Source organism: Crossiella sp. CA198, from assembly GCF_052078295.1.
GTDB lineage: Bacteria > Actinomycetota > Actinomycetes > Mycobacteriales > Pseudonocardiaceae > Crossiella.
Genome location: NZ_JBQJIM010000007.1, coordinates 195246 through 218686 on the forward strand (window position 1 = coordinate 195246; position 23441 = coordinate 218686).

The 23441-nt window shown below is 71.7% G+C and carries 18 protein-coding genes; 10 read left to right on the forward strand and 8 right to left on the reverse strand.

Annotated elements, in window-relative coordinates:
- The first annotated feature begins 4 nt into the window (after positions 1–4).
- Positions 5–1090 (forward strand): S-(hydroxymethyl)mycothiol dehydrogenase, encoded by a 1086-nt coding sequence (locus ACTOWY_RS13885; protein WP_441310027.1) that lies wholly within the window; start codon positions 5–7, stop codon positions 1088–1090.
- Positions 1090–1719, forward strand: coding sequence for an MBL fold metallo-hydrolase (locus tag ACTOWY_RS13890; protein WP_441310028.1), 630 nt, complete (start codon positions 1090–1092; stop codon positions 1717–1719). Before ACTOWY_RS13885 ends, ACTOWY_RS13890 begins: the two co-directional genes overlap by 1 nt.
- An 83-nt stretch (positions 1720–1802) precedes the next feature.
- Here the strand turns inward: ACTOWY_RS13890 and ACTOWY_RS13895 are convergent, their stop codons facing one another.
- Positions 1803–3605, reverse strand: coding sequence for a S8 family serine peptidase (locus ACTOWY_RS13895; RefSeq protein ID WP_441310029.1), 1803 nt, complete (start codon positions 3603–3605; stop codon positions 1803–1805).
- 205 nt (positions 3606–3810) lie between these two features.
- Here ACTOWY_RS13895 and ACTOWY_RS13900 point away from each other — a divergent pair, with 205 nt between their 5' ends.
- Positions 3811–5403, forward strand: coding sequence for a cation:proton antiporter (locus tag ACTOWY_RS13900; protein ID WP_441310030.1), 1593 nt, complete (start codon positions 3811–3813; stop codon positions 5401–5403).
- A gap of 32 nt (positions 5404–5435) precedes the next feature.
- On the opposite strand, the gene ACTOWY_RS13905 is transcribed toward ACTOWY_RS13900, so the two are convergent.
- From ACTOWY_RS13905 to ACTOWY_RS13920, 4 genes are all read right to left on the reverse strand, one after another.
- Positions 5436–6740 carry a helix-turn-helix transcriptional regulator gene (locus tag ACTOWY_RS13905; protein WP_441310031.1) on the reverse strand — a complete coding sequence of 435 codons (1305 nt, stop codon included), beginning with the start codon at positions 6738–6740 and terminating at the stop codon, positions 5436–5438.
- Between the two features lie 34 nt (positions 6741–6774).
- On the reverse strand, positions 6775–7260 hold the full coding sequence (locus ACTOWY_RS13910) for a hypothetical protein (RefSeq protein ID WP_441310032.1): 486 nt from the start codon (positions 7258–7260) through the stop codon (positions 6775–6777).
- 38 nt (positions 7261–7298) lie between these two features.
- Complete coding sequence (locus ACTOWY_RS13915; protein ID WP_441310033.1) at positions 7299–7892, reverse strand: NADPH-dependent FMN reductase; 594 nt, start codon at positions 7890–7892, stop codon at positions 7299–7301.
- A 99-nt stretch (positions 7893–7991) separates the two neighbouring features.
- Positions 7992–9440, reverse strand: a complete 1449-nt coding sequence (locus ACTOWY_RS13920) for a helix-turn-helix transcriptional regulator (RefSeq protein ID WP_441310034.1) — start codon at positions 9438–9440, stop codon at positions 7992–7994.
- Positions 9441–9515: 75 nt separating this feature from the next.
- On the opposite strand from ACTOWY_RS13920, the gene ACTOWY_RS13925 reads away from it, so the two are divergent.
- Together ACTOWY_RS13925 and ACTOWY_RS13930 are read left to right on the forward strand one after the other, a co-directional pair.
- Positions 9516–9989, forward strand: a complete 474-nt coding sequence (locus ACTOWY_RS13925) for a DUF4334 domain-containing protein (protein ID WP_441310035.1) — start codon at positions 9516–9518, stop codon at positions 9987–9989.
- On the forward strand, positions 9989–11320 hold the full coding sequence (locus tag ACTOWY_RS13930) for a GDSL-type esterase/lipase family protein (protein ID WP_441310036.1): 1332 nt from the start codon (positions 9989–9991) through the stop codon (positions 11318–11320). Before ACTOWY_RS13925 ends, ACTOWY_RS13930 begins: the two co-directional genes overlap by 1 nt.
- On the opposite strand, the gene ACTOWY_RS13935 is transcribed toward ACTOWY_RS13930, so the two are convergent.
- Positions 11307–11966, reverse strand: coding sequence for a response regulator (locus ACTOWY_RS13935; RefSeq protein ID WP_374205839.1), 660 nt, complete (start codon positions 11964–11966; stop codon positions 11307–11309). The two genes, ACTOWY_RS13930 and ACTOWY_RS13935, sit on opposite strands and share 14 nt — an antisense overlap.
- A gap of 592 nt (positions 11967–12558) precedes the next feature.
- Positions 12559–13842 (reverse strand): sensor histidine kinase, encoded by a 1284-nt coding sequence (locus tag ACTOWY_RS13940; protein WP_441310037.1) that lies wholly within the window; start codon positions 13840–13842, stop codon positions 12559–12561.
- Here ACTOWY_RS13940 and ACTOWY_RS13945 point away from each other — a divergent pair.
- The 5 genes from ACTOWY_RS13945 (at position 13841) to ACTOWY_RS13965 (ending at position 23299) form a co-directional block, all read left to right on the forward strand.
- Positions 13841–14575 carry an ABC transporter ATP-binding protein gene (locus ACTOWY_RS13945; protein WP_441310038.1) on the forward strand — a complete coding sequence of 245 codons (735 nt, stop codon included), beginning with the start codon at positions 13841–13843 and terminating at the stop codon, positions 14573–14575. The two genes, ACTOWY_RS13940 and ACTOWY_RS13945, sit on opposite strands and share 2 nt — an antisense overlap.
- Complete coding sequence (locus tag ACTOWY_RS13950; RefSeq protein WP_441310039.1) at positions 14575–17007, forward strand: ABC transporter permease; 2433 nt, start codon at positions 14575–14577, stop codon at positions 17005–17007. The genes ACTOWY_RS13945 and ACTOWY_RS13950 overlap by 1 nt, the downstream gene beginning before the upstream one ends.
- Before the next feature lie 96 nt (positions 17008–17103).
- Positions 17104–17898 carry an FHA domain-containing protein gene (locus tag ACTOWY_RS13955; protein ID WP_441310040.1) on the forward strand — a complete coding sequence of 265 codons (795 nt, stop codon included), beginning with the start codon at positions 17104–17106 and terminating at the stop codon, positions 17896–17898.
- An 85-nt stretch (positions 17899–17983) separates the two neighbouring features.
- Complete coding sequence (locus tag ACTOWY_RS13960; protein WP_441310041.1) at positions 17984–18952, forward strand: D-2-hydroxyacid dehydrogenase; 969 nt, start codon at positions 17984–17986, stop codon at positions 18950–18952.
- Between the two features lie 30 nt (positions 18953–18982).
- Positions 18983–23299 (forward strand): hypothetical protein, encoded by a 4317-nt coding sequence (locus ACTOWY_RS13965; protein WP_441310042.1) that lies wholly within the window; start codon positions 18983–18985, stop codon positions 23297–23299.
- Here ACTOWY_RS13965 and ACTOWY_RS13970 read toward each other — a convergent pair.
- Positions 23296–23421 carry a winged helix-turn-helix transcriptional regulator gene (locus ACTOWY_RS13970; protein ID WP_441310043.1) on the reverse strand — a complete coding sequence of 42 codons (126 nt, stop codon included), beginning with the start codon at positions 23419–23421 and terminating at the stop codon, positions 23296–23298. The two genes, ACTOWY_RS13965 and ACTOWY_RS13970, sit on opposite strands and share 4 nt — an antisense overlap.
- Positions 23422–23441 lie beyond the last annotated feature (20 nt).

Genomic DNA, 23441 nt, shown 5'->3' on the forward strand with positions numbered 1-23441 from the left:
CAACGTGGCTCAAGAGGTCCGTGGCGTGATCGCCAGGAGCAAGCAGGCGCCCGTCGAACTGGTGACGATCGTGGTACCGGACCCCGGGCCGGGCGAGGCCGTGGTGAAAGTGCGGGCGTGCGGGGTCTGCCACACCGACCTGCACTACCGCGAGGGCGGCATCAACGACGAGTTCCCGTTCCTGCTCGGCCACGAGGCCGCCGGGATCGTCGAGGCGGTCGGCCCCGGCGTCACCGAGGTCGAACCGGGTGACTTCGTGGTGCTGAACTGGCGCGCGGTCTGCGGTCAGTGCCGGGCGTGTCGCCGCGGGCGGCCCTGGTACTGCTTCAACACCCACAACGCGACCCAGCCGATGACCCTGACCGACGGCACCCCGCTGAGCCCCGCGCTGGGCATCGGCGCGTTCGCGGACAAGACCCTGGTCGCCGCCGGTCAGTGCACCAAGGTCGACCCGGAGGCCAGAGCGGCCGCGGTCGGCCTGCTCGGCTGCGGTGTGATGGCCGGCATCGGCGCGGCCATCAACACCGGCGGCGTCGGGCGCGGCGACTCGGTGGCGGTGATCGGCTGCGGCGGGGTCGGCGACGGCGCGATCGCCGGATCCGCGCTGGCCGGGGCGCACACCATCATCGCGGTGGATATGGACCCGGCCAAGCTGGAGCTGGCCAAGGGCTTCGGCGCCACCCACCTGGTCAACGCCAGGGAGACCGATCCGGTCGCCGCGATCCAGGAGCTGACCGGCGGCAACGGCGCGGACGTGGTGATCGACGCGGTCGGCCGCCCGGAGACCTGGAAGCAGGCCTTCTACGCCCGCGACCTGGCAGGCACCGTGGTGCTGGTCGGCGTGCCCACCCCGGACATGACCATCGAGATGCCGCTGATCGACTTCTTCTCCCGCGGCGGCGCGCTCAAGTCCTCCTGGTACGGCGACTGCCTGCCCAGCCGCGACTTCCCGACCCTGGTCGAGCTGTACCGGCAGGGCCGCCTGGACCTGGACGCCTTCGTCAGCGAGGAAATCCCACTCGATGGGGTGGAGGGCGCGTTCGAGAAGATGCACACCGGCGGCGTGCTGCGCTCGGTGGTGGTCTTCTGATGGCCGTCCGGATCGACCACACGGTCACCTCCGGCACGTTCAGCCTGGACGGGCAGACCTACGAGGTCGACAACAACGTCTGGGTGCTCGGCGACGAGGCCGAATGCGTGGTCTTCGACGCCCCGCACGACGTCGAGGCGATCCGCAAGCTCATCGGTGACCGGCGGGTGGCCGCGATCCTGGCCACGCACGCCCACGACGACCACATCCGCTACGCCCCCGAACTGGCCGAGGCCACCGGCGCGCCGATCCTGCTGCACCCCGAGGACCTGCCGGTGTGGGAACTGACCCACCCAGACCGGGAGCCGGACGACCTGCTGCGGGACGGCCAGGTGATCGAGGTCGCCGGGACCGCGGTGCACGTGCTGCACACCCCCGGCCACGCGCCGGGCGCCTGCTGCTTCCACGTGCCCGAGCTGAATGTGGTCTTCACCGGCGACACCCTGTTCCAGGGCGGACCCGGTGCCACCGGGCGTTCGTTCAGCAGCTTCGACACCATCATCGGCTCGATCAAGGACCGGCTGCTGACCCTGCCGCTGGACACCACCGTGCACACCGGGCACGGCGGCAGCACCACCATCCGGGCCGAGGCGCCGCACCTGCAGGAGTGGATCACCCGCGGGCACTGATCCACCCGCGGGCACTGACGCACCTGCGGCGAGGGCTCCGGGCGGAGTTCGGAGCCCTCGCCGAGGTGATCACCCGGCCGACGTCACCTGGTGATCGTCAGGGCGTAGTCGCCGCTACCGGACTTGTCACCGCTGGTCGCGGTGATCTTGATCGGGTAGCTGCCGGGCGCGCTGCCGAACCCGGTCCAGATGAAGGCGGTCGAGGTGCCGCCGTCGGAGACCTGGGCGGGGGAGAAGAACACGCTGGTCCCCGCCGGTGCGCCGGAAGCGGACAAGGTCGCGTCGCCACCGGTCACGGTGATCTTGGTTTGCAGGAAGCCGCCCGGTCGCGCGCTGCCCGAGGCGGGGGACAGCGAGACGGACAGCGGCGAACTGCCCGGCTTGCCCACGGTCAGCGCCACGGTGGCGGTGCGGGTGGCCGACTTCGACTTGCCCGACACGGTCACCTGGTAGCTGCCCTTGGGCGTGCTCGCCGAGGTCGAGATGGTCAGCTTCGCGTTCTCCCCGGCGGTCACCGAGGACGGGGCGAAGGCGGCGGTGGCGCCCGAGGGCAGACCGCTCGCGGTGAGTTCGACGGCCTCGGCCTGGCCCTTGACCACCTTGGTCGTCACGGCCGACTCGGCCGAGCCGCCCGGCTCCTCGACGGTCACCGCGGCCGGGTCCACCGCGACCGAGAAGTCGTTGGTGACCGGCACGCCGCCGATGAAACCGCTGTAGAGCAACCGGTTCGGCGAACCGGTGCGGATGTCGCTGAGCTTGTCCTTGGTCGCGTCGTTCACCAGCGCGTCGCGGACCTGCTGGTTGGTCGCGCCCGGGTGCTCGTTGAGGTAGAGCGCGGCGACCCCGGCCACGTGCGGGGAGGCCATCGAGGTGCCGCTCATCGTCTTGGTGCCGCTGTCATCGGTGTGCGAGGCGGACACGGTGTTCGTGCCCGGCGCCCAGATGTCCAGGCAGGAGCCGTGGTTGGAGGAGACGGACTGGCCGTTCCACACCGCGCGGGCGTCGTTCTGCTGGGTCGCGCCCACCGTCACCGCCTCGGCCACCTTGGCCGGGGTGAAGCCGCAGGCGTCCTGGCCGGAGTTGCCCGCGGCCAGCACGAAGGTCACGCCGGTGCCGATCGCCTTGCGGACCGCGTCCTCCAGGGCCTGGTTGGACCCGGTGCCGCCCAGGCTCATGTTGGCCACCGCGGGCTTCTTCGCGTTCTTGGCCACCCAGTCGATGCCGCCGATGATCTGCGACCACTGCCCGCTGCCCTGGCAGTTGAGCACCCGCACGCCGACCAGGTTGACCTTCTTGGCCAGGCCGTACCTGGTGCCGCCGACGGTGCCCGCGACGTGCGTGCCGTGCCCGTGGCAGTCGCTGGCGTCGGCGTCGTTGTCGATGAAGTCGTAGCCGCTCTTGGCCCGGCCGCCGAAGTCCTGGTGCGAGTTGCGGATACCGGTGTCCAGCACGTACGCGGTGACCGCGCTGCCGTCGTTGGCGTAGCTGTACTTCTTGTCCAGCGGCAGGTCCCGCTGATCGGTGCGGTCCAGGCCCCATTCCGGGTCGTTCTGGGTGTCGGTGGCGTGCGCGAGCCCGTCCTGGGCCACGTAGTCCACCCGGGGGTCCGCGGCCAGTCGTTTGGCCTGGGACTCGGTCATCGCGGCGGCGAAGCCGTGCAGGGCGGCGCCGTAGTTGTGCGTGACCCGGCCGCCGTAGCGGTCGGTGAGCGTGCTCGCCACCGCAGGACCGTCCTTGAGCACCACGAGGTAGCTGCCGGCCACCGCCTCCGGCGTGCTGCGGATCGTGCCCTCCGCGGGTGCGGCCGCGGCAGGCGCGGCGGCCGCGCCCAGCGCGAGTAACGCGCCTAACGCGGTCAGGACCGCCGCCCGATTTCCTTGTCGCATCGTGACTCCTTCGCAGGGGGAGTTGCCCGAGTCACGATCAGCCAGCGCTGTACGGCGGACAATCAGGGCGGGGATCCGTAGGGGTACCTATCTATTGCCGTCGGCCGGGTGTCCCCGGATGTGGTGAAGGCCGGGCCGGGCGCGGAGTTCCGGGCCACCGCTTCGGTTACCGTGCGGCGCACCGATCCGGTGCCCCGCGGCGGAGGTGAGTGCGATCCAGTTGCTCCTGGTGGTCGTCGGCGCGATCGCGGTCACCGCGTTCGCCAGCCGCAAGGGCAGGCAGCCCGCGCTGGTCGTGGTGGTGCTCGCCTCGGCGATCTCGTTCATCCCGGGGCTGCCCCGCTTCGAGCTGGCGCCGGAGCTGATCCTGAGCGTGGTGCTGCCACCGCTGCTGTACTCCGCGGCACTGGACTTCTCCTTCGTCAGCTTCGCCCGCAACCTGCGGCCGATCCTGTCCCTGGGCATCGGTCTGGTGGTGGCCTCCACCGCGGTCACCGGAGTGATCGCGGCCTGGGCGGTGCCGGGTCTGGCGCTGGTGCCCGCGTTGCTGCTGGGCGCGGTGGTGGCCCCGCCGGACGCGGTGGCCGCGCTGGCGGTGGGCCGGAAACTGGGGCTGCCCAAGAAAGTCATGGCCATCCTGACCGGGGAGAGCCTGGTCAACGACGCGGCCGCGCTGACCCTGTTCACCCTCGCGGTGGCCGCCGCCACCGGCAAGGACACCCTGTTCGGCAACCCGTTCCTGCTCTTCGGCTACGGCGTGCTGGCCGGGGTGCTGATCGGCCTGGCGCTGGCGCTGGTGGTGCACTGGACCCGCTCCAGGCTGCGGGACAGCGGACTGGAGACCGCGCTCGGCCTGATCGTCCCCTTCGCCGCGTACTTGCTGGCCGAGGAGGTGCACGCCTCCGGGGTGCTCGCGGTGGTCGCGGCCGGGATCGCGCTGGGGCACAACGACGCCAAGGCCTCCTTCGCCACCCGGTTGCAGGGCAGGCAGGTCTGGCGCAGCCTGGACGTGCTGCTGGAGGCGTTCGTCTTCGCCTACATGGGTTTGCAGTGCAAGTTCGTCTTCGCCGCGCTGCCGGCCACCGGGATCTCGTTGTCCGGCTTCATCCTCGGCGCGGCCGCGGTGCTCGCGGTGGTGCTGCTGGTGCGTCCGGTGTGGGTGTTCCTGACCTACGGCCACGGCGTGCTGCGCGGCCGGATGACCGGCCGGAACTGGCGGCGTGGCAGGCGAACCCGGCTGGTCCCGCACCAGCTTCCGTGGCAGTACATGATGGTGATCTCCTGGACCGGCATGCGCGGCGTGGTCACCATGGCCGCCGCGGCCGGCGTGCCCGCGGGCGTGCCCGGCCGCGACCTCATCCAGGCACTGGCCTTCGTCGTCGCGGTCGGCACCCTGCTCATCCAGGGCCCCACCCTGCCGTTGCTGATCCGCCGCCTGCACCTGGCCGCCCCCGAGGAGGAGCGCCGGGCCGAATGGGGCGCGGCCAAGGCCAGGGACATCGTCCGGGAAGCCGCCCGCGACGCCCTGGGCACCGCCCCGGCCGGCGCCGATCCGGCGGTGTTCGGCCGGTTGCGGGACCGGTACACCACCGCCCTGGCCGCCAGCCGCGAGTCCGACGAGACCCGGATGACCCCGGCCGAACGCGAACTCCTGCTCACCGTGCGCCAGCAGCTGCTCGCCGCCCAGCGCACGGCGCTGGTGCGGGCCCGCAAGGCGGGAGAGCTGCCCGACGACATCGTCCGCACCGAACTGGAACGCCTGGACCTGGAGGAGGCCGCGGCCGACGCGGCGCGCTGAGCCCGGATCAGCCCGGCCACGCCCGCGCCCCGTCAGGACCGCAGCAACCCGTCCCGTCCCGCCACGCCGAGCTTGCGGTACACCTGCGACAGGTGCAGCTCCACGGTCCTGGTCACCACACCCAGTCGGGCCGCGATCTCCTTGTTACTCAACCCGGCCCGCGCCAGCGCCGCGATCCGCCCCTCCTGCCCGGTCAACCGCGGCCCCGAAACGCGGTGCGCCCACCGGGAGTTCCCGATCAGCCGGGCCGCCTCGCGGGCCGCGGCGAAGGCGTCCTCGGCGGCGGTCCGCTGCCCCCGTGCCGACAGCAACACCCCGAGGTCGTGCCGCACCTGCGCCAGTTCCGCGCCGCGCACCAGTTCCGCGGCCTCGGCGAGCTGGGCGGCGGAGTCCCACCCCGCCGCGTGCAGCGCCAGCCCGATCGCCCGCGGACTGCCCCAGCGCCGGGCGGCGACGAGTTCCGCCCTGGCCAGCGAGGTCGCCAAGGGCGCGCGCTGCAACGCGTGCGCGCACAACGCGGCCCGCGAGCGCCAGGGCAGCACCGCCGGATTGACCACCGCCCACCCGTCCAGTGCCCGTCCGCAGGCGAGGAAGTCCTGATAAGCCAACGAGAACTGCCCCAGCGCCCGGTGCAGTCCGCCGCGGGCGAAGAGCAGCTCGGCCCGGTCCGCCGCACTCGCCAGCCCACCGTCCAGGCCGTGCTCCCGGAACAACTCCCGCGCCCGGTCCAGCTCGCCGAGATCCACCAGCGCCGCCGCCAGCCAGGCCACGGCCAACTCGGCGAACTGCGGGTAAATCCCGTTGCCCAGCAAGGTTTCCAGTGCCCGCACGGCCTGCCCCGGCGCCCCCACCCAGGTGTCCAGCCGCGCGGTGAGCACTGTCAGCGCGTCCCGCTGCCGAACTGACCGCGCCCAGTCCGCGGTCCGCGCCGCCCGCGCGCAGTGCTCCCGCGCGGCGGTCAGTTCCCCGGCGTAGGCCAGCGCCAGCACCGCGTACCAGAAACACCCGGCCTCAGACCACGCCGCGGAGTTGAGCACCCGGCCGGCCAGCTGCACGCTGCCCGCCCGGTCCACCCCGCGATTGGCCAGCAGGATCGCCCGCATCGCCAGTTCCCGTTGCGGCGGCAGCGGATCCGCCCGGTCCGGGCAGCGCGCCGACCCCGGTCGCGGCCCACCGGCCACATAGGACAGTCCGGCCAGCATCGGCCCGGTCACGGCCTCCTCGGCCAGTGCCCGGCCCAGCACCTCGGTGACCACCCGGTCCGCCTCGGCCCACCGGCCACCCTCGACCAGCCGCAACCGCAACGCCCGCGCGGACTCGACCCATTCCTCCAGCATGGCCGGCCGATCCTCACACGCCCGAAGCCGCACCTCAACCCCCCTCCGTGACCGAAACCGGCGCGCCCAGCCGGGCGTGCAGGGTGAACCCGCCCGCCACCGGCCCGGCCCACCCGGACACCCCGAGGAACCCGCCGTCGTCCCGCAGGAACAGATGTCCGCAGGCGGCGCCGGGCCGCTCCAGAACCGAGGCCAGCCAGTCCAGCGCGGCGCTGACCCGGCCGAAGGTGGTCAACGCGAAGCACACCGGCCGCACCGAGGCCCGCCCGACCTGGTCGAGCCGGTGATACCGCCGAGGTCCGGCCGAGTAACCCGGCGCGCCGTCCAGCCCCCACAGCGACCGCGGTTCCGCGGGTTCGGCCCACTGGCTGCACGCCAGCACCGAGGCACCGTCCACACTGGTCAGACAGGACACCCCGAGCAGTTGTCCCGGCCACCGCAACCGCCGCCACCGGCTCACACAGGCGCCGGCCGCGGCCTGCTGCCCAGCCGCACCGGTATGCGCCAACTCGAACTGCACCGACCGCACCCCAGGGTCACTGATGATCATCCCGGCCCCTATCCTCCCAGGTAAGGCCGCATCGCCCGGGCCTCACGCAACGCCAACGCCCACCACACCAACTCATCGAGCAACGTCCCCAACGCCGCCACCCCACCCCCTTGCTCGCGCGGCAGGCCGTGCTCGTCAAAGGCCAGCGCCCCACCGGGAAAACTCACCGTGTCCCGCAACGCCACCGCCCGCAGCTCGGCGAAGACCGACCGCAACTGCTCCACCGCCCGCACCCCACCGCCCAGCCCACCGCCATGCGAGACAAACCCGACCGGCTTCGCCTGCCAGGGCAGCACGTGCCAGTCCAGGAAGTTCTTCAGCACGGCGGGAAAGCTGTGGTTGTACTCCGGCGTGACCACCACGAACGCGTCCGCCTCCGCCAGCCGAGGCGTGGTCTCGGCCAGCGTCGCCGCGTCACTGGGCCCCGGATCCCAGGTAGGCCCGGCCAGACTCAACGGAATGGTCGCCAAGTCGATCAGATCCACACTCAACTCGGCCCGATACCCGGCCTGACCACACACCCACTCGGCGACGCTCCGGCTACGACAACCGGCCCGAGCGCTGCCCACCAGCACGGCCACCCGAACGAGATCAGGGATCATGCCCCCAGTCACCCAGACCCAGCCCACCCCGACCCCCGCCGATGTGACCTGGACCACACGGACCCTTCGGTCCAACCACAACCAGCAGCACGCGGAAGATCAGAACAACGCGGACCGCAACCCGTCGCGCCCGGAAATCCCCAGCTTGCGATAAGCCCGCGACAGGTGAACCTCCACCGTCCGCACCGCCAGCCCCAACCGCGCCGCGATCTCCCGATTCGCCCACCCATCCCGGGCCAGCCGAGCCGCCCGTTCCTCCTGCCCGGTCAGCACAACCGGCGCCGCCAGCTCCCGCAACGCCAACTCCGCCGCCCGAACCCGCCGCCCATCCCCAACCAACTCGGCCAGCCCCCGAGCCTGGGTAAGCCGCTCCCGCGCCCCCGGCAGGTCATTGCGAGCGGCCAACCGAACCCCCAGCTCGTACTGCACCACGCTCAACTCGTTGCGAGCCCGCGCCACCTCAAGCAAGTCGGCGGCCTCACACAACAACTCCACGTCATCCAGCCCTGCCTGCCCCACACCCCGCCCGCCAGCCCCCATACCCCCGCCCCGCCCCGCCGCCGCACCCATCCCCGCCGCGCCGCCACCCGCGCGCGAGCCGCCGCCCCTCCCCGAGCCGCCACCTGGTCCCACGATGCCGCCACCCGACCCCGCGAGGCCGCCACCCAGTCCGGCGCTGCCACTGCCTCGCCTCACCTCGCCGCCACCTAGTCCGGCCCCGCCACCACCTCCCACCATCGCGACCGTGGCCAGTGCCGACCCCAGCACCCGCGGCTCACCCCACCGCAACGCCGCCGCCCACTCCTGCCCCGCCAGCTCCACCGCCAGGCCCTCCCGCCGAGCCGCCAGCGCGGCCAGCGCCGCCCGGTTGCGCCACGGCACGATCGCCGGATTCGCCACCCCCTGCGCCAGGAACTCCCGCCCACTGGCCAGGTAGTCCCGCAACCCCGCCTGCGCTCGCCCCGCCGCCACGTGCACCGCCGCCCGTGCCGCCAGCAACATCGGCCGGCACGGCGAACGCCACTGCACCGCCGAGTCGAACCCGTGCTGGGCGAGCAACGCCTCGGCCCGGTCCACCGCCCCCACCCCGACCAGCACCTCAGCCAGCCAGCCCACCGACACCAACCGCATCGGCCGCGGCACCATCTCGACCGCGATCAGCTCCTCCAGCTCCGCCCGCGCCCCGACGAAGTCCCCGCGCTGCACCGCGATCCGCGCCCGGACCCGCAACATCATCGCCCGCCGCTGAGCGGCCCCCGCCAGCCGAGGATCAACGTCGTCGACCAGGCGCGCGCAGTGCGTGTCGGCCGCGGTCAGCTCCCCGGCGGAGGTCAGCGTCACCAGGGCACGCCACACGCACAGCGGATCGTCCCGGCAGGGTGCCTGGGTCAGCGCGGCCTCGGCGAAACGCACCGAGTCGGCCCAGTTCCGCCCCTGCACCATCAACCCGGTCGCGCGCAAGGCCAGGCAGTCCTGATCGGTGACCGCTCCCGGCCACGGCGCGCCACTGGCCAGCTCCCGTGACCGGTCCCCGGAGTACGCGCGCATTCCGCATGATATTCACACCGCAAGATCATCATGGTCGAATGGCACGATCGTGGACGCGCAACCGGAGAGGTCGGGATGACGAACGTCGAGCGGGCGCAGGCCAGGTTCCAGGAGTTGCGGGACCGTAAGGACAAGGTCACCGCGGCGGAGTTGGACGAGCTGTGGGCGGAGCTGCCGACGGTGTCCGCCACCGAGATCATGGGGCGCTGGCGGGGCGATGAGTTCGTCACCGGCCACCCGCTCAACGGCCAACTGGCGGCGGCAGGCTGGTACGGCAAGGAGTTCCACTCCCTGACCGACGCCAAGCCGCTGCTCTGCCGCGACGAACACGGCGAGCTGTACTCGAACATCGAGGCGGGCAAGGGCGAGGCGAGCCTGTGGAACGTGGAGTTCCGCGGCGAGGTCACCGCCACCATGGTCTACGACGGCCAACCCATCTTCGACCACTTCAAACGAGTAGACCAGCACACCCTGCTCGGCATCATGAACGGCAAACAGGTCCTGGCCCCCACCGGCGACCACTTTTATTTCTTCCTGGAACGCGCCTGATGCCCCGCCGCTCAGCCCTCGCCACAGCCCTGTTGCTCGCTGTTGCCGCAACCTCCGCCCCCGCGACGCCTGCCACTGCGGCTCCCGCCGTACCTGCCGCCGCAACCGCCGCCGCCCTCGCTGCCAGCAACGACTTCGCGACCGTCGCCGCCACCCCTGGCCGCGCCGCCGCGCCGCCGGTCGCCCCGCGCTGGCTGACCTCCTGGGCCCAGTCCCAGCACGCGCTGGCCCCGCAAACCCTGGACAACCAGTCCATCCGCATGATCGCCCACCTCAGCCAGGGCGGCCGGGCCCTGCGCATCCGGGTGCAGAACGAGTTCGGCACCACCCCGCTGACCGTCAACGCCGCCGCGGCCGGAATCAGCGCTGGCCAGGGCGCGGTAGCCGCTGGCACCACCCGTCCCGTCCGCTTCAACACCCGCCCCGCCATCACCATCCCGCCGCACGGCGAGGCATGGAGCGACCCGGTCCCACTGCCGACCCGCCCCCAGGACGACGTCGCGGTAAGCCTGTTCGTCAGCGGTCAAGCCCGCCCCGGCGGCCACCAAGCCGCCCTGCGCGACAACTATCTGACCCCCGCGGGCACCGGAAACCGAGTCGCCGACCCCGCCGCGTACCCCCTGAAAACCGGCTCGACCTACCTGCTCAGCGCGGTGGACGTGCTCACCGCCGAGGCTGTCGGCACGGTCGTCGCCTACGGCAGTTCGGTCGTTGACGGTCACGGCAGCACGGTCTGCGGCCCCGGCTGCACCGCCAACGGCAACAACCGCCGCTGGACCGACGACCTGGCCCGCCGCACCCAGAGCCTGCCACCCACCGAACGCCTGGCCGTGGCCAACGCGGGTGTCGGCGGCACCACCAGCGCCGCCACCTGCCCGCTGACTCCACCTCAGCTGGCCGGCCTGGACGCCCAGACTCGGCTGGACCGCGACATCCGGTCGCTGCACGGCGTCACCGCGGTGATCTACTACTACGGCACCAACGACCTGGCCTTCGGCTGCCAGGCAGGCCAGATCCTGGACAGCTACCGGGCGGTCTTCACCCGCCTCCGCGCCGCCGGCCTCAAGATCCACGTAGTCCCGATCACCCCACGTCCCGGTTACTCACCCCAGCAGAACCAGTACCGCGCCGAGGTCAACAACTTCATCCGCGCCGGTGGCAACTGCGCGGGCGCCTGTGACAGTGTGATCGACTTCGACCAGGTCCTGCGCGACCCGGCCAACCCCAACACCATCCGCGCCGACTACGACAGCGGCGACGGCATCCACGCCAACCAAAAGGGTCACGAAGCCTTGGCTCGTTCAGTCCCCCTTCCGCTCATCGTGGACTGACCAGCCCGGTCTCGTACGCCACGATCACCAACTGAGCCCGGTCCCGCGCATGCAACTTGCTCAGCAACCGCCCAATGTGCGTCTTCACCGTGGCCACACTCAACCGCAGGCTCTGGCTGAGTTCCACATTGGACAGACCGCGGGCGATCAACGCCAACACCTCCCGCTCCCGTTCCGTCAACCCGTCCAGTTCCCGCGCTGGTGACTGCGCGGGCTCCGGCCGCCGAGCAAATTCACCGATCAACCGCCGAGTCACAGTGGGCGCCAGCAATGCCTCTCCGCTCGCCACCACCTGGATGGCGTTGAGCAGTTCGGCGGGTGGAGTGTCCTTGAGCAGGAACCCACTGGCCCCGGCCCGCAATGCCGCGTAGACGTAGGAATCCAGATCGAAGGTGGTCAGGATCAGCACCCGCGGCACCGGCTCCGGCCCCGAGCACAGCACCCGGGTCGCCTCGATCCCGTCCATCTCCGGCATCCGCACGTCCATCAGCACCAGATCCGGTTTCTCCCGCCGCGCCACCTCAACCGCCGCGACCCCGTCTCCAGCCTCGCCAACCACCTCCAATCCCGGCGCCGAGTCCACGAGCATCGCGAAACTCCCGCGCACCAACGCCTGATCATCCGCGATCACAACCCGAACACTCACCGCCAACTCCCAGCCCCGCCCAGGAACCCGCCCAACCGCCACCTGCGAGCCGCCGCGAGCGAGACCACCAGCAGCGCCGCGCCCACAGCCGCAGACCGATCAGCCGGGATCCGGTGCGCCGCAGCCGATCCGCCGTTCGTCTCCGGCCCAGCCGAATCGACCCCGTTCGCCGACACCAGGCACACCGCCGCAGAACCAGCACGCCTCGATCGCCGGACCACGACTCGCGGGTCGCCACTCGCCCGACGGTCCGCCGCCCGGCTGTCGCCCAGCACCCGACGACGCGCCGGTTGTCTGCCAGCCGTCGCGAGTCCAGTGACCGCCCGTCCGCCAACCTGTCCACGCGCAGTCCTGCCGTGCCCACCGGCCGTCACCCGACCGCCAGTCCCACGCTCCGCGCGTAGCAGCCGACCGGCCGCCGCCGACCCAGAATCCGTTGCCCAGCAACCAATCACCTGTCCAACCCTGGTCGCCTGCCTGCCATCGCCCACGTGCCTGGTCGCCGACCTGCCGTCGCCCACTCGGCTGGTCCTAGCGCCGCCTGTGCCCCTTGCCCGGTCAACGTTCGACCCCGGCCCAAACCCCGGCCCACTCATCCCGTCGCACCCACCGGCAACCGTGCGCACACCCCAAACCCTCCGCCCGGCAACCGCCCCGTGCTCAAGATCCCTCCATACGCCGCAACCCGTTCCCGCATCCCGATCAACCCGTGCCCGCCGCCCGGTCCGCCCGGCGTCCGCCTGCCACCCGGATCGGTCACCTCCACCACGACCTCGGTGTCATTCCCGTGTAGCCGGACCTGGCAGTGCCCGGCTCCGGAATGCCGCACCACATTGGTCAGCGCCTCCTGCACGATCCGGTACACCGCCTGCTGCACTCCCTCCGGCAACTCCAGTTCCGCGACATCCAGTTCCACCGTCACGCCGGCCGTCTCGGCCCAGCGTGCCAGCCCATTCAGCTCGCCAAGCCCGTGCACCGGACGGAGTTCGGTCTCCGTGCCATCCGTCGCCCGCAGCACACCCAGCATCCGGCGCAGATCCTCCAGCGCCTCGCGGCTGGTCGCCTCGATCACCGCCAGTGCCGCTCTGGTCTCGCCTGGGCGGGTCTCGGCGAGGTGGTTGGCCACGCCTGCCTTGACCGCGATCAGGCTCATGCTGTGCGCGACGATGTCGTGCAGGTCCCGCGCGATGCGTAATCGCTCGCCCAGCACCACTCGCTGCTCGCGCTGCTCGGCCAGCCGGGCCTCGTCCCGCTGCCGGTACCGGCTCGAAAGGCCAAGCACCCACAGCATGCTGCTCAGCAGCAGCGCGATCAGGAGCGGCCCACCGCGGTACGCGAACGCTCCGCAGGTGATCGCCAGGGCCACGATCAACCCGGTCCACGACCAGCGGTTCGGTGCGACCGCGGCGACTGTGTACAGGACCAGTCCCACGGACACCATTCCCAGAGAGGAGATGTCCAGCAGGGCGGCGGCGACCGAGAACGGGATCAGTGCCGCCAGCGCGCCCAGCGGCCAGCGCCGCCGCACCGCCACCGGCAGGCCCAGCCCGGCGGCTATAACACAGGCCAGCCACGCCGGACCGGTGTAGTGCGGCAGCGAGTTGCGGTTGAGCGCGAGGCTTGCGGACAGCACGATGATGAACGCCGCCACCACGGCGTCCAACAACGGTAGGTGTATGCGCCTGGCGCCACTGTCCACACTGGCCATTCCCTCACCCTGCCACAGGTCCGCGGCCTTGCAATCGGCCCGAGGTCCGTCATACCCAGGTCTGACGGAGCAGCCTTCACGGCCCTGTTCCCAGACCACGGTCGGACCCCGAAGTCCAGGCCACGCTCCGATGTCCCCAGCCCTCGATTCCGGAACCGTGGTCGCCATGACACACCACCCCACCGCGGTACGAGCCAGCGGCCTGACCAAGACCTATGGAGCGGGCGTGCGGGCGCTCGACGGCGTCGATGTAGACCTGCACCGCGGCCGGTTCACCGCGATCATGGGGCCGTCCGGCTCCGGCAAATCCACCCTCATGCACTGTGTTGCCGGACTGGACCGGCCCAGCGCCGGCCGGGTGTGGATTGGCGAGACCGAGCTGACCGAACTCTCCGACGACGAACTGACCGTGCTGCGCCGGGACCGGATCGGCTTCGTCTTCCAGGCGTACAACCTGTTACCCACGTTGACCGCGCTGGAGAACATCACCCTGCCCTTCGCGCTGGCCGGTCGCCGCCCCGACACCGGGGTGGTGCAGGCAGTGGTAGACGCGGTGGGCCTGGCCGACCGGCTGGATCACCGGCCACACCAGCTCTCCGGCGGGCAGCAGCAGCGGGTGGCCTGCGCCCGTGCCCTGGTGACCCACCCCGATGTGGTCTTCGCCGATGAGCCAACCGGAGCGCTGGACTCGGCCAGTTCGGCGGAGCTGCTCGCCTTCCTGCGTCGCGGCGTCGACGAACTGGGCCGCACCGTCGTCATGGTGACCCACGACCCCACCGCCGCGGCCTACGCCGACCGCGTGCTGTTCCTGGCCGATGGGCGCCTGGTCGGCGAACTGCTCAACCCGACCGCCGACCGGGTGCTGGACCGGATGAAATCCCTCGAAGGAGTGAACGCCTGATGTGGCGGACAATGCTGCGCGACCTGCTGGCGCACAAGGCGCGCGTGGCGATGACCCTGGTCGCGATCACCCTCGGCGTCACCGCGGTGGTGGGCGCCTGGGTGGTCAGCGAATCGATCGCGACCACGCTCAGCGGCCAGGCGGGTCGCACCGGCGTCGGACTGACCGTGCAGGCGGACCGCGCGGACACCCGGTTGCCCGAGACCGAACTGGCCCGGCTGGCCGCGCACCCCGGAGTCACCGCCACCGGGGTGCGCACCGGTCAGGCCGGACTGCCCGGCCCGGACGGCAAACTCGTCCGGACCCGCGCGCCCCTGGCACAGACCGGCACCGGCTGGGACAACACGGGCCGCTTCGCCCTGGCCGCCGGACGTCCGCCCGTTGCGCCGGGCGAGGTCGCGCTCAACCGGACCGAGGCCGCACTGGCCGGGCTCGACGTGGACGCCCGCAGCCGGGTGCTGCTCACCGGTGGCCGGTGGATCCCCGTCACCGTGGTCGGACTGTACGACTACCGCACCCTCGGCGAGGGCGACCAGCCGACCGTCGCCTTCGGATCGACGGAGGCGGAACGGCTGCTGGACAAGGGTTTCCAGCGCGTCGAGCTGACCGGCGCCACCCCGGCCGTGGCCGCCGGACCCGGCCGCCAGGCGCGCACCGGGGCGGAACTGGCCGAGGCCGTCGAGGCCGAACGCGCCGAATCGCTCACCGATCTGCGGATCACGTTGCTGCCCTTCGCCTTCGTGGCGCTGATGGTCGGCATGTTCGTCATCACCAACACCTTCGGCATGTTGCTCACTCAGCGCACCCGCCAGCTCGCCCTGCTGCGTGCGGTCGGCGCCCGCCGCGGTCAGGTCCGGCGGACGGTCGTGCTGGAGGCCGCACTGCTCGGCCTGGTCGGCGGAACCCTCGGCGCCGTCAGCGGAATCGCCATCGGTCCATTGATCATCCGTCTGCTTCGCCCGGACGAGCGGATCGAGTTCACCGTGGGCCCGCTGGCCATCCTGCTCGGTTACGCGGTCGCCGTCGGCACCACCGTGGTCGCCGCCTACGGCCCGGCCCGGCGTGCCGCCAAGGTGTCCCCGATGGCCGCGCTGCGCACCGATCCGATCCCGCCCAGGGCCACCCGCCGTGCCCGCACCCTGGCTGGCCTGACGGTGCTGGCCATCGCGGTGGCGGCCGTTATCGCCACCGCGGACCCCAGCGCGGACACCCTGCCCAGGATCATCGCCCTGAGCGCCACCGTGCTCGCGGCGGTGGGCATGTTGTTGCTGGCGCCGGCCCTGGCCACGCTGGTGCTGCGCCCACTGAGCCGGTTCGGCGGCCCAGCGCTACGGCTGGGCATCCGCAACGCCGCCGGCGACCCGCGGCGTACCTCGGCCACGGCCACCGCGATCGCCATCGGGGTGGCCCTGGTGTGCGCCTTCGCCACGCTCAGCGCCAGCTTCGCCGACCTGATCGCCTCCACCACCCGGGCCACCCTGCCCAGCAGCACCACGGTGATCCGCCCGGCCCAGCGCGGCGACGCTGTCCTGGCGCCTGCCGATCTGTCCACGGTGGACAAGGTTGCCGGGGTGTCCAGGGTGTCCACGGTTCGCGAGGTGACCGCGGACATCGCCTATCCGGGCGGTGCCACCCAGCGCCGGGTCTCCGCCATCGACCCGGCCGCCTTCGGCACCGTGCTCACCCCGGAGGTCACCGCCGGTGTCGCTGATCTGCGCCGGGGCGCGCTGGTCTCCCGCAATCAGGCCGACATGCTCGGCCTGCGACTGGGCCAGCCGTTCACCATGACCGTGGACGGGGCGACCATCGCCAGCACCGTCGCCGGCGTGTACGAGGCCACCGAACTCCAGGCCAGCATCTACTTCGACCAAGCCCAGGCGCCGCCGGGCTTGCGGGAGAAGATCACCACGATCTACGCCACCGGCTCCGATCCGGCCGCGGTCCGCACCGCCGTGCACGCCGCGTTCGCGGACCGCCCGGACGTCACCGTCAGCGACCAGGCTGGTCTGGTGGCCGAGGGGCAGGAGAGCCAGCGGCTGGCGTTCGTGATCATGTACGCCATGTTCGCCCTGGCCGTGCTGATCTCGCTCTTCGGTGTGGTCAACACCCTGGCACTGGCGGTGCTGGCCAGGGTGCGGGAACTCGGCGTACTGCGCGCCGTCGGCGCCACCCAGCGATTACTCCGGGCCGCCGTCCGGTGGGAGAGCGTGGTGATCTGTCTGTTCGGCGCGGTCCTGGGCGTCCTGCTGGGTGTCGGCTCCGGAGCGGTGATGCAGCACGCCATGCTCGGGCAGGCGCTGACCGATGTCACGGTCCCGTTCACCGTGGTCGTGCTGACTCTGGCCGGTCTGGTGACCGCGGGCGTCCTGGCCGCGATCTGGCCGGCCCGGCGCGCCGCCAGGGTGGATCTGCTGACCGCCGTAGCCGCCTGACCAGGTGGAAGGCTCCCGATTCCGGCCCGGGAGCCTTCCCAAGGCCGCCGTGCCAAGCTCGCGGGGCACGACGCGACAACCGGCCAGGAGGCGAACATGACGGAGCGGCTTGCGGTGGCGGGGGGCCAGGATCTCCCGGCCGGGCACCACAGCCTGGCCTGGGGAGTACACGCGGGCGAGGCCCCCGGCACGCTGCACGTGCTGGCCGTGACCGGCGGGATCACCGTGGGCCCCCGAGAGGGCAGGGAGATCCTGTTCGGCCGCAACCGACCGGACGTGCACGTCTGCGTTGGCGAGCACGACCGGCGGATCAGCCGCCACCAGGGCGCGCTGACCCACCATGGCGACAAGTGGTGGATCAGCACCCTGGGCCGGTTGCCGCTGCGGTTGCCCGGCGCCCGGCTGCTGTTCAACCAGGACGAGCCGATTCCGCTGGCGGCCGGGTACACCCCGCTGTTCATCCGTGGCTCCAGCGGCCGCGAACACCTGCTGGAGGTGCATGTCCGCGCCACGGACGGCGAGGAACTCCTGACCCAGCACGGCGCCTCGACCCGTCCGCCGCACACCTGGCCCCTCTCACCCGCCGAGAAGCTGGCCCTGGTCGTCCTCGGCCAGCGCTACCTGCTGCACGAGCTGTACCCGAACCCGCTGTCCTGGCGGCAGGCCGCTGAGCACCTCAACGAGATCCGGCCCGGGGAGAAGTGGACGCACAAGAAGGTCGAACACCTGATCGTGGGTGTTCGTGATCGGCTCAGCCGCGGTGGCGTGGCGGGCCTGACCAGAGAGGAGGTCGGCGAACCCATCGGCAACACGCTCAACCACAACCTCATCCGCGAACTGATGGAGAACACCACCCTGGTGCCCCCAGACCTCGGCCTTCTGCACGACTGAGCACCCCGCAGCGGCAGTCGAGATGACGCGGAACCCCGCCGGGTTGAGCTGGTGGCAACGGTGTCCAGCGGCGACGATGTCTGCCATGAGTTTCACCCTGGCGCTGGTTCCGCCGCACAACGACGAGACCCTCGGCTGGCCCGCGCGGCTGACCGAGGCCGTGCCCGGTATCCGGGTTCTGCGGCCGGAGACGGCCGAGGACACCGTGGCCGCGTTGCGGGTGGCGGATGCGGTGTACGGGGCGTTGCCGCCCGAGTTGTTGCGGCACGCTCGGCGGTTGAGCTGGTTGCAGGCGCCGCAGGCTGGGCCGCCGGTGGGGTTCTATCACCCGGAGTTGATCGCGCATCCGGTGCAGGTGACCAATATGCGGGACACCTATACCGATCATGTGGCGGCGCACGCGTTGGCGTTGGTGCTGGCGCTGGCACGTGGGTTGCCCAGGTATGTGCGTGATCAGAGCGCGGGTCGGTGGGCGCCGGACTGGGCGCCGACCGCGGTGTTGCCGTTGGCCGAGGCGAGTGCGCTGGTGGTCGGGGTTGGCGCGCTGGGCAGTGAGATCGGGCGGTTGCTGGCTGCTTTCGGCACCCGGGTGATCGGGGTTGACCGGCGGCGGATTGACCTGCCTGGCGGTTTTGCCGAGGTGCGGCCAGTGGGGGAGTTGGATTCCTCGTTGGCAGAGGCGGATGTGGTGGTGCTGACCGTGCCGCACACGCCGGAGACCGAGGGCCTGGTTGACGCTCGGCGGCTGGCGTTGTTCCGGGCTTCGGCGTACCTGGTCAACATCGGCCGGGGCGCCACCGTGCGGCTGGATGACCTGGTGGCGGCGTTGGAGGCGGGACGGTTGGCCGGGGCGGCGCTGGATGTGTTCGAGCAGGAGCCGTTGCCCGCGGGACATCCGTTGTGGCATCGGAGGGATGTGCTGCTGACCCCGCATGTGGCCGGGGTCGGGCCGCACGCGGACAGCCGGCGGTTCGCGGTGTTGCTGGAGAACGCGAAGCGCTTCGCGGCAGGGGCGGAGCTGGTAAACCTGGTCGACAAGGCGCAGTGGTCCTAGACCCGTGGGTGTGGCGGGCTGGAGGGGATTGTGAACGGCGGCTTCGCGGAGGTGGTGGCACAGCACACCGGGGCGGGGTTTGTGGACCGTCGCTGGTTGCGGGACGCGGTGGAGCGGGCCGTTGACCGCGGGCATGTGCTGGTGACGGGAGAGCCCGGCGCGGGTAAGACGAGCCTGCTGGCGGGGCTGGCGGTGGCGCATCCGGAGTGGGCGCGGTACTTCGTGCGGCGGGACAGCCAGACCGCGGTGGAGGGGACCGACATTCAGTCGTTCCTGCTGGCTGTGGGGCATCAGCTGGCGCGGTGGCGGCCGGAGATCTTCCAGCCGGAGCGGCTCGCGGTGGTGGTGCGGCAGCGGGTGGAGAACGTGGCCGAGGGCGGGCGGGTGGTGGGCGTCCGGGTTGAGGACCTCACCGCCTCGCCGTTTCACCGGACCGCCGTGTTGCGGGTGGAACAGCAGCTCGGCGGGGTCGCCGGAGTGGTCAGCGGGGTGGAGATCGGGCGGGCGAATCTGGAGCCCCGGTTGCTGGAGCCGGACAACCTGGCGCACCTGGCGTTGCTGGACCCGGCGGCGGCGTTTCTGGCACTGGATCCGGCGGCGCGGATCGTGATCCTGGTTGACGCGCTGGATGAACTCGCCGGGGCGAGTGTGCTGGACTGGCTCGCGCGTGGACCGGAATTGCCGTCGAACGTGCGGCTGGTGCTGAGTTCGCGTCCGCATGCCGCGTTGGCGCCGTTGCGCGCCGGTCGTCAGCTCATCGAGGTGCCAATCGAGCCGGGGTCGCGGGAGGTGGCCGCCGATCTGCTCGCCTACGCGGCGAATGTGCTGAGCACCGAGCCGATCGTCACGGCGGTGGCGGGGCGGGGCGAGTTGCTGGATCAGTTTCACCGGCGAGTGGTCGGCCGGGCGGCTGGGAACTTTCTCTACCTCGCCGCGTATGCCCGCGCGCTGGTCGAGGCCGAACCGCCGCTGGCCGAGCGTTTGGTGGGGTTCGCGGGTGTTCCGGCTGGGTTGAGCGGGTTGTACGGGTTCTTCATCGAGACCGCGCGGGCTGATCTGCAGCGGCTGGGCATGGTGGAGATCCGGGAGCCGACCGGGCCCGGTGACCGGTTCACCGATGCCTGGGTGGGGGTTGGGCAGCCGATTCTGGGGGTGCTCGCCGTGGCGCGGGAACCGCTCACGGTGGCTGAACTCGTTGCGCTGGGCGGGATTCGGGTGTGGCCGCGGGTGGTGCGGGCCGTGCTGGGCAGGTTGCGCTGGTTGCTGGCGGAGGGCGCGGAGGGCGCGGCGGGGCAAGCGGGGCAAGCGGGGCAAGCGGGGCAAGCGGGGCAAGCGGGGCAAGCGGGGCGGATCAGTCTCTACCACGGCTCGGTGGGGGAGTTCCTGTTGAGCGTGCGGGCGCATCGGGATTATCCGGATTGCGCCGTCGATGAGACCGAATGGCATGAGCGGATTTCCCGGCACTACTGCCAGAGCGGGTCCGATTGGGGTTCGCTGGACTGGTCCGCGGTGGACCGATATGGCCTCTTGCACCTGGTTGAGCACGTCACGCGGGCGGGGGAGGCGGTTGCGGGGCGGGCTGTTGAGTTGATTTGTCCTGGGTCGCGGCTGGCCATTGTCGCGGCTTTTGGTGGGGATCGGCATTTCGGCCGGTGGGTGGACGTGGTTGCTGAGCGGGTGATCGCTGGGGCGGAGCCGGGCAATGCGTTGCCGACCACGTTGTACCTGGGGGTGTTGCGGCGGCAGCTTCGCCGTACCGGGCGGGGGCTGACGCCGGCGGTGCTGGGGTTGCTCGCCCGGCTTGGGCGGGTTGGGCAGGCGCTGGATCAGTTGTGGGCGTTGCCGCCCTCGTTGCAACAGTTCCAGAGTGCTCGGGAGATTCATCGGCAGGGGGAGGTGGATCTGCGGGAAGTGTTGGTGGAGACGGCTTTGACCATTCCGGCGGAACAGGTCGGCCGGGGGTATCCGGCTCAGCTGTTGCCGTTGGAGGAGGTCGCGTTGGAGTTCGCGGCCGATGATTTGCCGCGGGCGTTGCGGTTGTGGGCGCATGCGCAGCGCGGTCAGTCGGGGGACGGGGTTTGGGCGCCGGATGCGGTGTACCGGGCGGCTGCTGCGGCCGCTGAACCGGCGGTCGCGCGTGGACTGGTTGAGCAGTTGCGCAGTGGTCGGGTTGGGGCTTGGCTTGATCTGGCGGGGCGACTGGATCCTGTTGCGGCGCGGGAGGTTCTGGCCGTGGCGGCGGCTGAACTGGCGGGGGCTTTGCCTGGGGAACGGCTGGTGGGGCTGGCTCGGTTGTCGGTGCTGCAGCCGGAGCGGGCGCGGGAGCATCTCGGGCGGTTGGTGGCTGAGGCTGAGTCGGCGGCGGAGGGTAAGTACCAGCCGCAGCGGGAGCTGGCCGAGGGGTTGGCCGCCGCGGCGATGGTTCCCGGGCTGGATCGGGGGGTTGGGTATCGGTTGCTGGATCGGTTGGGGTCGTTGGAGATCGGGGGGTTTGTGGACAGCGCTGTGTTGCGGGGCGCTGGTGTGCTGGGGGCCTGGGGCGAGGTGGACCGGGCTCGGGGGTGGGTGGAGCGGGTGGTCGCGTGGAACAGCACGGTGTGGACCATGCGCAAGGCCAGTGCGGTGCTCGCCGAGTTCGATCCGGTTGCCGCGCGCCGGTTGCTGGAGCGGGCTCGGGGCGCGGTGACGCCGGCGGGCGAGCCTGGCTCGATGCGGGAGTCGCGGCGTGAGGGGGATCTGGGGTCGCTGGCCATCGCGCTGGCCCCGCACGACCTGGCCGCGGCGTTGGACGTGGCCAGGGACATGACCGACGTGCGCTGGTCGTTCCCGGACCAGGATCGGTGGACGGTGCTGGCCCGGATTGCGCGGGACCAGCCCGAGCGCGAGGCCGAGGCGATCCTGGCCGAGATCCTGCGTGGCACCGGGCAGTCCCCGGCACTGGTCGACCTGCGGTCGCACGGTCCGTGCCGTCGGGTCACTGGCGCCCCGGCCGATCCACTGGACAGAGCGAGCAACATCGCCTACCAGTTCAACCACAGTCGGGACTGGCAGTGGCTGCGGGAGCGGCGGTTCCACCGTGACCCGGCCGAGGTGGTCAGGGCGATGGCCCCCGGCTCCTGGTCGGTCGGCAGTCCGCACAGCTGGGGCCGCACGGTCCGGGTGCTGGCCGAGACCATCGCGGACACCAACCTGCCTCGGGCCACCGCGCTGGTCGGCTCGCTCACCGATCCCGGCGAACGCGCGATCGGCCTGGCCGCGCTGTTCCGCTCGGCCGTGATGTACCAGCCGATCGAGGTGGCGCGGCGGGCCTGGGCGGCCGTGGGTGAGGCGCTGGGCCGGATCGAGCCGTACGAGTGGCTGATCCAGGATCAGGACCGTTACGGGTTCGCCTACCTGCGGCCGGATCACCGCGCCCGGTTCGAGGTGGCGATGCGGCTGATGCCGTACGAGGCGGATCCGGCCCTGCACCTGCTTGACCAGAGCGGTGCGCGGTACCTGGCCTACGCCTTCCACCTGTCCTTCGCCGCGCTGGCCTCCGCCGAGCACGCCACGGCCAGCCGGCCGTTCCCGCTTTTCCAGCAGGTGCACGAGTCGACCGTGGCCATGGTCGCACCGCCCGAGGGCGGGGATCCGCTGCTCACCGACATCCTGCGGGCCACCGCGGCCGGGCACGAGCGGCACCTCGCCGCCCGGACCGGCCGCGGGCCCGCGCCGCCGCCACGGATCGAGGACCCGCTCTACGCCGCGCTGGTCGAGCTGACTACCGGCGACCCGGGCTTCGCGGTGCGGATCCGGGCGCTGTTCGGCACGCCCCGGCTGCCCGCCGCCGCTGGACTGCTCGCGCACGCGGCCACCAGCGCGTACCTCTGGCCGGAGCGGCTCGGCACACCGGGCCCCATCCCCGCGTTGCTCGCCCAGCTCCGCGGCCTGGCCGTGGAAGCTCTCGCCGCGACCCGGGACTGCTCGCCAGCCACCCGGGCCGTCACGCGGCTCCAATTCGCGCTGTGTCCGCCGCTGGCCGACCTGGTCGATCCCGCCGACCTGCACGCCGAAGCCCTCCGCCTGGACGAGCGGGATCCCTTCACCAGGGGTGAACGCGACGAGGTGCTCACCCGCCTGTTCCCGCTGCTGCTGAACACCCATCCGGCACTCGCGCTGCCGCAGCTCTACCTCAGCCTCACCGACAACTGGCAGCACGCCATGGCCCTGCTGGAGCACGCCGCCGGAACCATCACCGACACCCTGGGCCCGGACGCGGCACCCATCCTGCATGCCGCGATCCGGCGTGGGGTGGCCGGTGTGTCCGGCGACGGGCACGTGCGGGCTGAGCTGGACGGGGTCGCCTAGAGCAGGTTGTGGCCGATCCACTCCAGCACCGCGTACAGCCTCTCCGCCAGCTCGCGGCCCGGCGGGGTCAGCTGGTAACTCACCTTGGGCGGGGTGTCCGGTTCCACCGTGCGGGTGAGCAAACCGTCGGCGACCAGGTCGC